The sequence below is a fragment of the Arthrobacter sp. I3 genome, from assembly GCF_000520575.1.
GTDB lineage: Bacteria > Actinomycetota > Actinomycetes > Actinomycetales > Micrococcaceae > Arthrobacter > Arthrobacter humicola_A.
The window spans coordinates 59,513-69,920 of record NZ_KI914932.1 but is presented as its reverse complement, the minus strand read 5'-3'; the positions used below and the strand labels follow the sequence as shown (position 1 = coordinate 69,920).

Sequence of the window (10,408 nt, the reverse complement as noted above, 5' to 3'; positions counted from 1 at the left end):
ACGTCCGGTTCCTCAGCACCGACGCACTGGAAGCAGCGCTAAACGAGTACATCCGCTGGTACAACACCGAACGTATCTCGACAAAGCTCGAGGGCCTGAGCCCGGTGCAATACCGTGCCCAGGCCCTCGCGGCTTAGGATCTTATTTGGCCAGTCCAACAATCGGGGACCAGTTCATGTCCGGGATCCTCCCTTTTGCGTTCAAGCTTTCAGAACTAGGCCTGGACCCGGTTCTTCTTCTTCTTTTCCGGCCACGGGCCGAGCTTGTCCTTGGCCACGGCCGCTTCGCCCTGGCCGCCGATGTCAGCGAGGTCGCCCACCTTGTGGACCTTCAGCAGGTTCGTCGAACCGGCCTTTCCGGGAGGCGAACCGGCGGCGATGACCACCAGGTCGCCGTCCTCGACGACGTCGAGTTCGAGCAGGCTGCGGTCAACCTGGGCCGTCATCTCGTCGGTGTGGCCCACCATCGGGACCAGTACCGGCTGGATCCCCCACGTCAGTGCGAGCTGGTTCCAGACGTGCTCCACCGGGGTGAAGGCGAAGACGGGCTTGATGGGGCGCAGCCGGGAGAGGCGGCGTGCAGAGTCACCGGACTGGGTGAAGGTACAGATGTACTTTGCATCCAGCTGGTCGGCGATCTCGACGGCGGCCCGGGTGATGGCGCCGCCGCGGGTCTTGGGCTTGGTGCCGAGCGGGGGGACGCGCTCGAGGCCGTGGACCTCGGTGGACTCGATGATCCGGGCCATGACCTTGACGGTCTCGATCGGGTACTTGCCCACGCTGGTCTCGCCGGAGAGCATGACCGCGTCGGCGCCGTCGAGCACCGCGTTGGCACAGTCGGAGGCCTCGGCGCGCGTCGGGCGCGGGTTGTCGATCATGGACTCGAGGACTTGGGTGGCCACGATGACCGGCTTCGCCCAGCGGCGTGCCAGTTCAACGGCGCGCTTCTGCACGATCGGCACTTCCTCGAGGGGAAGTTCCACGCCAAGGTCGCCACGGGCCACCATGATGGCGTCGAAGGCGTCGATGATCTCGGGGAGCTGCTCCACGGCCTGCGGCTTCTCGATCTTGGCGATCACCGGCACGCGCCGGCCTTCCTCGTCCATGATCTCGTGCACGCGGACGATGTCCGAGGCATCCCGGACGAAGGACAGGGCAACCATGTCCACGCCGCGGCGCATGGCCCAGCGCAGATCGTCCTCGTCCTTTTCGCTCAGCGCCGGCACGTTGACAGCAACGCCGGGCAGGTTGATGCCCTTGTTATTGGAGACCCAGCCGCCGACAATCACCTGGGCGACCACCTTGACGTCGTCGACGTCGATCGCGCGGAGGGCGACCTTGCCGTCGTCGATCAGCAGGGCATCACCGGGGTTGACGTCCTCTGTCAGGCTCTTGAGGGTCGTGGAACAGATGTCCTTGGTGCCGGGAACGTCCTCGGTGGTGATCGTGAACGTGTCACCAACCTCCAGGAGGTGGGGACCGTCGACGAAGCGTCCGAGGCGGATCTTCGGGCCCTGCAGGTCGGCCATGATGGCCACGGCCTTGCCGAGCTGTCCCGCAGCCTTGCGGACGTTCTCGTAGGTGTTGTCGTGCACGGAGTAATCGCCGTGGCTCATGTTCATGCGTGCCACGTCAACGCCGGCTTCCAGCACGGCCAGCGTGTTGTCAAAGCTTGCGATTGCCGGTCCGAAAGTGGCCACGATTTTAGCGCGTCTCATATACCTACCCTACTGGTGTGTTGCATGGATTAAGTTGAAGTGCGGATGAATCCCGGAGGTCCTGTGGGACTACAGAACAGCCATCGCACGGTCGGTCGGCGCCACGGGTGCCGGCAGAATGGTGCTGCCCATCAGGAACTTGTCCACCGCGGCCGCGCAGGCCCGCCCTTCGGCGATGGCCCAAACGATGAGCGACTGGCCGCGGCCGGCGTCACCCGCGACGAAGATGCCTTCAGTGTTGGTCATGTAGTAGCCGTCGCGTGCCACGTTGCCTCGGCCGTCAAAGTCGGCCTGGACCTGGTCGGTGATCCCTGCCGGCTCGGCGCCGGTGAAGCCCAGGGACAAGAAGACGAGGTCCGCCGGAATGATCCGCTCGGTGCCGGCCTTCGGCAGGCGTTTGCCGTCGACGAATTCCGTCTCCGCAACCTTGACGCCCGTGAGTTTGCCGTTTTCCCCGACGAACTCCACGGTGGAGGCGAGGTAGGTGCGTTCGCCGCCTTCCTCGTGCGCGCTGGCGACCTCGAACAAGGTGGGGAACGTCGGCCATGGCTGGTGGCCGGCCCGCTCGACGGGCGGCTGCTTGCCGATCGCCAGTGTGGTCACGGACGCGGCCTGGTGACGGTGCGCGGTGCCGAGGCAGTCGGCGCCGGTGTCGCCGCCGCCGAGGATGACCACGTGCTTGCCCGCGGCATTGATCTGGTTCTCCACGGTCTCCCCCGCCACCACCCGGTTGGCCGGCACGAGGTAATCCATGGCGTAGTGGACGCCGTCGAGGTCGCGGCCCGGGATCGGCAGGTCACGCGGGACGGTGGCCCCGGTGGCGATGACGACGGCGTCGTACCGGCGGCGCAGCTGCTCCCACGTCACGTCGGTGCCGACGGCCACCCCGGTGCGGAACCGGGTGCCTTCGGCCTTCATCTGCTCCAGCCGGCGGTCCACCTGCTCTTTTTCCATCTTGAAGTCGGGGATCCCGTAGCGCAGGAGGCCGCCGATCTTGTCGTCGCGCTCGTACACGGCCACAGTGTGGCCCACCCGGGTCAGCTGCTGGGCGACGGCGAGCCCGGCGGGGCCGGAACCGACGACGGCGACCGTCTTGCCGGTCAGGCGCGCCGGCGGCAGCGGGTTGACCCAGCCGTTCTCGAAGGCCTGGTCCACGATGGACACCTCGACCTGCTTGATGGTCACCGCGGGCTGGTTGATGCCGAGTACGCAGGACGCCTCACAGGGGGCAGGGCACAGCCGGCCCGTAAATTCGGGGAAGTTGTTGGTGGCGTGCAGCCGCTCCATCGCTTCCTCGCCCTTGTCCCGCCAGACGAGGTCGTTCCATTCCGGAATGAGGTTGCCCAGCGGGCAGCCCTGGTGGCAGAACGGGACGCCGCAGTCCATGCAGCGGCCGGCCTGGCTCTTCAGGACACCCTTTTCCTGGGCCTCATAGACCTCTTTCCAGTCCATGATGCGGACCGGGACGGGACGGCGCGGCTGGGTTTCACGCTGACGTACTTTCAGAAATCCGCGTGGATCAGCCACCGGTCACCTCCAGGATTCGAGACCAAACTTCTTCGCCGTCGGGGTCCAGGCCCTCTTCGATGGCGTCAAGACGGGTTTGCAGGACGGCCGCGTAGTCGCGCGGCAGCACCTTGGTTATGCGGGCTGCGGTGTCATCGAAGTTCTCGAGGAGCCGTGCCGCGAGCAGCGACTCGGTTTCCTCGAGGTGCTTGACCAGCAGCCCGTGGACGATGTCACGGTCCTCGGCGTCGAGCTCGCGCAGCTGCAGCTCCCCTGACTCGAGGGCCTGCTTGTTGACGCGCTCGGTCTGCAGGTCCAGCACGTAGGCCGTGCCACCGGACATGCCGGCGCCGAAGTTGCGGCCGGTGCGGCCGATGATGAGCGTCTGGCCGCCGGTCATGTACTCGCAGCCGTGGTCCCCGATGCCTTCGACCACAGCGGTGGCGCCGGAATTGCGGACCAGGAAGCGTTCGCCGACCTGGCCGCGCAGGAACAGCTCACCGCTTGTGGCGCCGTAGCCGATCACGTTGCCGGCGATCACGTTGCGCTCGGCCGGGAACACGTTGGTGCGGTCCGGCCGGACGATGATGCGGCCGCCGGAGAGTCCCTTGCCGACGTAGTCGTTGGAGTCACCGAACATGCGCAGCGTGATGCCGGCCGGCAGGAACGCCCCGAGTGACTGGCCCGCGGTGCCATTGAGCGTGATGTCAATGGTGTCCGTGGCCAGGACGTCGGTGCTGAAGGTCTTCGTCACGACGTGGCCGAGCATGGTGCCGACGGAGCGGTCCGTGTTGATGACGTTCACGGAGATCTTCACCGGCGTGCGGTCGCTCAGCGCTTCGGCCGCCATGGCGATCAGGCGCTGGTCGAAGTGCTTGTCGAGTTCGTGGTTCTGGCCGGTGAGGTTGCGCAGCGGCGCGTCGTTGTCGAACTCGAGCCCGTGCAGGATCGGATCCAGGTCCAGCCCTTCGGCCTTCCAGTGGTTGATCGCGTCGCGGGAGTCGAGCATCTCGGCATGGCCGATCGCCTCCTCGATGCTGCGGAAACCCAGCTCGGCGAGGATTTCGCGGACTTCCTCGGCAAGGAATTCGAAGAAGTTCACCACGAATTCGGGCTTGCCGTTGAACCGGGAGCGCAACTCGGGGTTCTGGGTCGCGACGCCCACCGGGCACGTGTCCAGATGGCAGACGCGCATCATGATGCAGCCGGAGACCACCAGCGGGGCGGTGGCGAAACCAAACTCTTCGCCGCCGAGCAGCGCGGCGATCACGACGTCGCGGCCGGTCTTGAGCTGGCCGTCGACCTGCACCACCACACGGTCGCGCAGGCCGTTGAGCATGAGCGTCTGCTGCGTCTCGGCGAGGCCGAGTTCCCACGGGACACCGGCGTGCTTGAGCGAGTTCAGCGGCGAGGCGCCGGTACCGCCGTCGTGTCCGGAGACCAGCACGACGTCGGCCTTCGCCTTGGTGACGCCGGCCGCCACGGTGCCGATCCCGACCTCGGAGACGAGCTTGACGTGCACCCGGGCCGAGGGGTTGGCGCGCTTGGCGTCATAGATCAGCTGCGCGAGGTCCTCGATCGAGTAGATGTCGTGGTGCGGGGGCGGTGAAATGAGGCCGACGCCGGGGGTCGAGTGCCGCGTGCGGGCCACCCAGGGGTAGACCTTCTGCGCCATCAGCTGGCCGCCCTCGCCGGGCTTGGCACCCTGGGCCATCTTGATCTGGATGTCGTCCGCGTTGGACAGGTACAGGCTGGTGACGCCGAAGCGGCCGGAGGCGATCTGTTTGACCGCGGAACGGCGGGTGGGATCGAGCAGCCGGTCCACGTCCTCGCCGCCTTCACCGGTGTTGGACTTTCCGCCCAGCCGGTTCATGGCGATCGCGAGGGTCTCGTGGGCTTCCTTGGAGATGGACCCGTAGCTCATGGCGCCGGTGGAGAACCGCTTGACGATGCTGGAAACCGGTTCCACTTCCTCGAGCGGCACCGCGGGACGCGAACCGGCCTTGAACTTCAGCAGACCGCGCAGGGTCATGAGGTTCTCGGACTGGTCGTCAACGCCGCGGGTGTAGGCCTTGAAGATGTCGTAGCGGCGTTCACGCGTGGCGTGCTGGAGCCGGAAGACGGTCTCGGGGTTGAACAGGTGGGGTTCGCCGTCGCGGCGCCACTGGTATTCGCCGCCGCCGAGCAGGGGCTGGTGCGGCAGTTCGATGCCGTTCTCGGGGTAGGCCATGCGGTGCCGGGCCAGGACTTCGGCGGCAATGACGTCGAGGCCGACGCCGCCGAGCTGGGAGTGCGTGCCGGAGAAGTACTCGTCCACGAGGTCCTGGCCGAGGCCGAGCGCTTCGAAGGTCTGTGCACCGGTGTAGGAGGCCACGGTGGAGATGCCCATCTTGGACATGATCTTCAGGACGCCCTTGCCCAGGCCCTTGATCAGGTTGTAGACGCCGTCCTGCGGGGTGACCCCCACGACGTCGCCGGAGGCGATGAGCTGTTCCACGGATTCCATGGCCAGGTACGGGTTCACGGCGGAGGCGCCGTAGCCGATGAGCACGGCGACGTGGTGGGTCTCGCGGACGTCGCCGGCTTCCACCACGAGCGCGGTTTTGGTGCGGTTGGCGCTGCGCAGCAGGTGGTGGTGCACGGCGCTGACCAGCAGCAGGGACGGGATCGGGGCCCACTGGGCGTTCGAGTCGCGGTCCGAGAGCACCACGTACTGGACGCCGCGGTTGATGGCGCCGGAGACCTGCTCGCAGATTTCGGTGAGCCGGGCCCGGAGGGAGTTCTCGCCGCCTTCGGGGCGGTAGAGTCCGCGGACCTTCATGGCGACCTTGCCGCCGTCGGCGCTCTCGATGTTCGCGATCTTGGCGAGCTGGTCGTTGTTGATTACGGGGAACGGCAGCGAGACCTGCGGCTGCCGGACCTGCTTGGTGTCCAGCAGGTTGCCGTTCGGGCCGATTGCGCACGTCAGGGACGTGACGAGCTCTTCACGGATGGCGTCCAGCGGCGGGTTGGTGACCTGCGCGAAGGACTGCACAAAGTAGTCGAAGAGCAGCCGCGGGCGCTTGGACAGCACGGCCACCGGGGTGTCCGAGCCCATGGCACCGAGCGGTTCGGCACCGGTGCGGGCCATCGGGCCCAGCAGGATCTTCAGTTCCTCGGTGGTGTAGCCGAAGGTGCGCTGGCGGATGTTGACCGAGGCGGCGGTGTGCACGACGTGCTCGCGTTCGGGCAGGTTCTTGAGGTCGATCAGGTTGTCCTTGACCCATTCGGCCCAGGGGTTCGCTGCGGCAACCTCGGCCTTGACCTCGGCGTCGTCGATGATCCGGCCGGCCCCGGTGTCCACCAGGAACATCTTGCCCGGCGAGACGCGGCCCTTCTTGACCACCTTGGAGGGTTCGACGTCGATCACGCCGACTTCGGAGGCGAAGACGATCAGGCCATCCTCGGTGATCCAGTACCGGCCCGGACGCAGGCCGTTGCGGTCCAGCGTGGCGCCGACAAGGTTGCCGTCCGTGAAGGAGACGGCCGCCGGGCCGTCCCACGGCTCCATGAGCATCGAGTGGTATTCGTAGAAGGCGCGGCGGGCCGGATCCATGGTGGCGTGGTTTTCCCACGCCTCCGGGATCATCATCATGATCGAGTGCGTGATGGGCCGGCCGGAGAGCCAGAGCAGTTCGGCAACCTCGTCGAAGGAGGCCGAGTCCGAGGCGCCCGGGGTGCAGATTGGGAACAGCTCTTCGGGTGAGTCCCCCAGCAGCGGGCTGGCGAGCTGCGACTGCCGGGCCCGCATCCAGTTGCGGTTGCCCTTGACGGTGTTGATCTCGCCGTTGTGCGCGATGGTGCGGAACGGCTGGGCCAGCGGCCAGGACGGGAACGTGTTGGTGGAGAAGCGCGAGTGGACAATCGCGAGCTTGGTCTTGAAGCGCTTGTCCGACAGGTCCGGGTAGAACGGCTCGAGCTGCGCGGTGGTGAGCATGCCCTTGTAGACGATGGTCCGGGAGGAGAGCGACGGGAAGTACACGCCGAACTTGTTCTGGGCGCGCTTGCGGATCCGCCAGGCGCGGGAATCGAGCTCGTTGCGTTCGAGGGTTTCCCCGGTGCTGGAGGCGAAGAACGGCTGCGAGAAGTACGGCATGCAGGCCCGCGCCATGGCCCCGACCAGGTCGGCCACGATCGGGACTTCACGCCAGCCAAGAACGGTCAGGCCCTCGTCCGCGGCGAGGCCTTCGATGCCGGCGCGGGCGGCGTCGGATTCGCGCTGCTCGGCGGGCAGGAACGCGGTTCCCACGATGTACTGGCCGGGGGCCGGAAGTTCGAAGTCCGTGACTGCGCGGAAGAATTCGTCCGGCACCTGCATCAGGAGGCCGGCGCCGTCGCCGGTACCTTCATCGGCGCCCACGGCACCGCGGTGCTCGAGGTTGCGCAGGGCGGTCAGGGCGGCGTCGACGATGTCGTAGCCAGGCTCACCGCGGAGCGTGGCGATGATGGCCAGGCCGCAGGCGTCCTTCTCGTTCTCCGGATTGTAGAGTCCGGCAGCGGCCGGAATCGCCGCGAAGCGGCTGAAGGGTGACGCGGCAGCCGAGGGCTGGTCCGGATCGGACCAGCTGGGGCTGTGAAGAGTTTGGGTCATTGGAGACGTCCTTCCTCCTGATCGTGCGTATGGGAGGGACAACATTGGCCCCACTCGGCACGCCGGTGTGTGACGGGCGCAACAGAGTGTTTTTCTAACTGGAATTGTAGGCCAGCCCGGCCTCCTGTACTAACAGTTACGCAGGTGCTGGCCCGGGCTTGCATGGACAGCTTCGATCTGCTGTCCACTCCAAGCCCTTTTGCCACGACGCTGTGGAGTCGGGTCCGGTGAGCGGTGGCTCCGGTCAACCCGAAGTGCCGGCGCTGAGCTACTTGGTGCCCTCAGCCTCCGGCGCGGTTCCAGTTCCCTGGCGGCCGGAAACTCCGGCTGCCGGAGCTCCATTGGCGGGCGCGGTGCCGCCCGTGGAGTCCCTGTCCGCATCCTCGGATGCGCGAACTGGTCCGCTTTGGTTATTCCGGAGATTAGCACGGGATTCACTATCTGAGACAGCGGCGTCCGAATGGCGGATGGTTGCCGCGTCTGCGGGAACGGTGGCGCGGTCGGCGTGGGCAGCACTGTCGGCGCCGGTGGCGCGGTCAGCGCTGTCGGCGTCGGTCGCGTCAGCGTCCGGCTCTGACTCTGCCGACTTTTCCTCGGCCGTCTTTTCCTCAGCCGTCTTTTCCTCAGCCGGCGTGGTCTCCACCGGCTGTGCCCCTGCCGGCTGTGTCTCCGCAGGTGCGCGGCCGGGGAGGAACGGGGTGTCCGGCTCGGAGCGCTTGCGCAGTCCGAGGAGGATGAAGGCGAGCAGGGCCCCGGCGAAGACGATGATGCTGGTCCAGACATTGAGCCGGGTGGTGAGCCCGAAGAGGGTGATCTGTTCGGCGTCGTCGATCCGCATGGCCTCGATCCAGACGCGGCCCAGGGTGTAGTACATGGCGTAGACGCAGAAGAGGCGGCCGCGGCGGAAGCTGAATTTGCGGTCCAGGGCCAGCAGGATCAGCACGCCGGCCAGGTTCCACAGCGACTCGTAGAGGAACGTCGGGTGGAAGAGCGTGTCCGTCGGCATGCCGGGGGGGAAGTTCGGGTTGTTGGGGTCGATCTGCAGCCCCCAGGGAAGCGTGGTGGGGCCGCCGAAGAGTTCCTGGTTGAAGTAGTTGCCCCACCGGCCAATGGCCTGGGCCAGCAGCAGTCCGGGGGCCGCGGCGTCCATGAAGGCGCTCAGCTTCACCCCGGCACGCCGGCACCCGATCCAGGCGCCCACGGCGCCGAGCACGACCGCGCCCCAGATGCCCAGGCCGCCGCGCTGGATCTGCGGAATCAGGGACAGGTCCCCTGTGCCGTCGAATCCCGGGCCGAAGTAGGCGTCCGGAGAGGAGAACACGTGGTACAGCCGTCCGCCGATAATGCCGAACGGGATGGCCCAGATGGCGATGTCCCAGACGCTGCCCTCGGGGGCGCCGCGGCGTGCCCAGCGGACCGAGGTCAGCCACAGGCCGGCAATAATGCCGGCGAGGATGCACAGGGCGTAGGCGTGGATGCGCAGGGACCCCCACGGCAGCGGGATGTCGAATCCGGACCAGCTGGGGCTCGGAATGCTCGCGGGAATCATCGCCGCCGCGTGGAGGACTGACTGCATTGCTTAGGCTTCTTCCTTGGTAAGGCCGGTGCTGAGGTCTTTCGTCAAGGAGGCTACCGCATCCACGCCGCCGTCCCGGATCGCCGCGACGAGCGCGGTGCCGACAATCACGCCGTCGGCGTACTCGGCGATCTCGCGGACATGGCTGGCGGTGGAGACGCCGAGGCCCACGCAGACGCGCTCGGCGCCCGCGGCGTGCGCTGCGGCGACGACGTCCCTGGCCGCGGAGCTGACCGAGGTCCGGGCGCCGGTGACGCCCATGATGGAGACGGCGTAGACGAAGCCGCGGCTCGCGTCCACCGTGCGTTTCATGCGTTCGGGCGAGGACGAGGGAGCCACGAGGAACACCCGGTCCAGACCGTACTTGTCCGAGGCCGCCATCCATTCGGCGGCCTCGTCCGGAATGAGGTCGGGCGTGATGAGCCCGGCTCCCCCGGCCTCGGCCAGACGGCGGGAGAACTCGTCCACGCCCATCCGGACCACGGGGTTCCAGTACGTCATGACCAGCACGGCGGCGTCGGTCTTGCTCGTAATGCCGCGGACGACGTCGAAGACCTCCCGGACGTGGAAGCCCTTCGCGAGGGCCTCCGTCGTGGCGGCCTGGATGACCTGGCCGTCCATGACCGGGTCCGAGTACGGGATGCCGATCTCGATGAGGTCGGCGCCGTTCTCGGCCAGGGCGATGCCGGCGGCAATGGTGTCTTTAACGCTCGGGTAGCCGGCGGGCAGGTAGCCGATCAGGGCCGCCCGGCCCTGGGCGCGGGCGCGGTCAATGGCCGCGGCCGACTTGCTGGCGTGCTGGTTGCCGTCCTGGCCGGTGCTCACAGCTGTTCCCCCTCTTTGGCGATTTCGGCTTCAGGTGAATCCTTGTCCAGCAGGTCGAACCATTCCGCGGCCGTGGCCACGTCCTTGTCGCCGCGGCCGGAGAGGTTCACCATCACGATTTTCTCGGAGGCGTCTGTTGCCTTGCCTGCGGCCG

The 10,408-nt window shown here is 67.2% G+C and carries 6 protein-coding genes and 1 pseudogene; 1 reads left to right on the top strand and 6 read right to left on the bottom strand.

Going from position 1 to position 10,408, the window contains the following annotated elements; genetic code table 11:
- Positions 1-137: IS3 family transposase (locus Y706_RS0113910; protein ID WP_028277051.1), on the top strand; the 137-nt coding region annotated here is incomplete at its 5' end.
- Positions 138-214: 77 nt separating this feature from the next.
- On the opposite strand, the gene pyk is transcribed toward Y706_RS0113910, so the two are convergent.
- From pyk to Y706_RS30270, 6 genes and pseudogenes are all read right to left on the bottom strand, one after another.
- Positions 215-1,717 (bottom strand): pyruvate kinase, encoded by a 1,503-nt coding sequence (pyk, locus tag Y706_RS0113905; RefSeq protein ID WP_043436173.1) that lies wholly within the window; start codon positions 1,715-1,717, stop codon positions 215-217.
- A gap of 69 nt (positions 1,718-1,786) precedes the next feature.
- Positions 1,787-3,244 (bottom strand): glutamate synthase subunit beta, encoded by a 1,458-nt coding sequence (locus Y706_RS0113900; RefSeq protein WP_028277049.1) that lies wholly within the window; start codon positions 3,242-3,244, stop codon positions 1,787-1,789.
- Complete coding sequence (gene gltB / locus Y706_RS0113895; protein ID WP_028277048.1) at positions 3,237-7,853, bottom strand: glutamate synthase large subunit; 4,617 nt, start codon at positions 7,851-7,853, stop codon at positions 3,237-3,239. Before gltB ends, Y706_RS0113900 begins: the two co-directional genes overlap by 8 nt.
- Before the next feature lie 268 nt (positions 7,854-8,121).
- On the bottom strand, positions 8,122-9,429 hold the full coding sequence (gene lgt / locus Y706_RS0113890; protein ID WP_028277047.1) for a prolipoprotein diacylglyceryl transferase: 1,308 nt from the start codon (positions 9,427-9,429) through the stop codon (positions 8,122-8,124).
- 3 nt (positions 9,430-9,432) lie between these two features.
- On the bottom strand, positions 9,433-10,254 hold the full coding sequence (gene trpA / locus Y706_RS0113885) for a tryptophan synthase subunit alpha (RefSeq protein ID WP_028277046.1): 822 nt from the start codon (positions 10,252-10,254) through the stop codon (positions 9,433-9,435).
- Positions 10,251-10,408 (bottom strand): annotated as a pseudogene (locus tag Y706_RS30270) (tryptophan synthase subunit beta); the annotation flags it as partial. The gene trpA and the pseudogene Y706_RS30270, both read right to left, overlap by 4 nt.

Bases quoted from the DNA above. Each gene is read 5' to 3' on its own strand.
- lgt (WP_028277047.1), bottom strand. From the start codon at position 9,429: ATGCAGTCAGTCCTCCACGCGGCGGCGATGATTCCCGCGAGCATTCCG.
- pyk (WP_043436173.1), bottom strand. From the start codon at position 1,717: ATGAGACGCGCTAAAATCGTGGCCACTTTCGGACCGGCAATCGCAAGC.
- gltB (WP_028277048.1), bottom strand. From the start codon at position 7,853: ATGACCCAAACTCTTCACAGCCCCAGCTGGTCCGATCCGGACCAGCCC.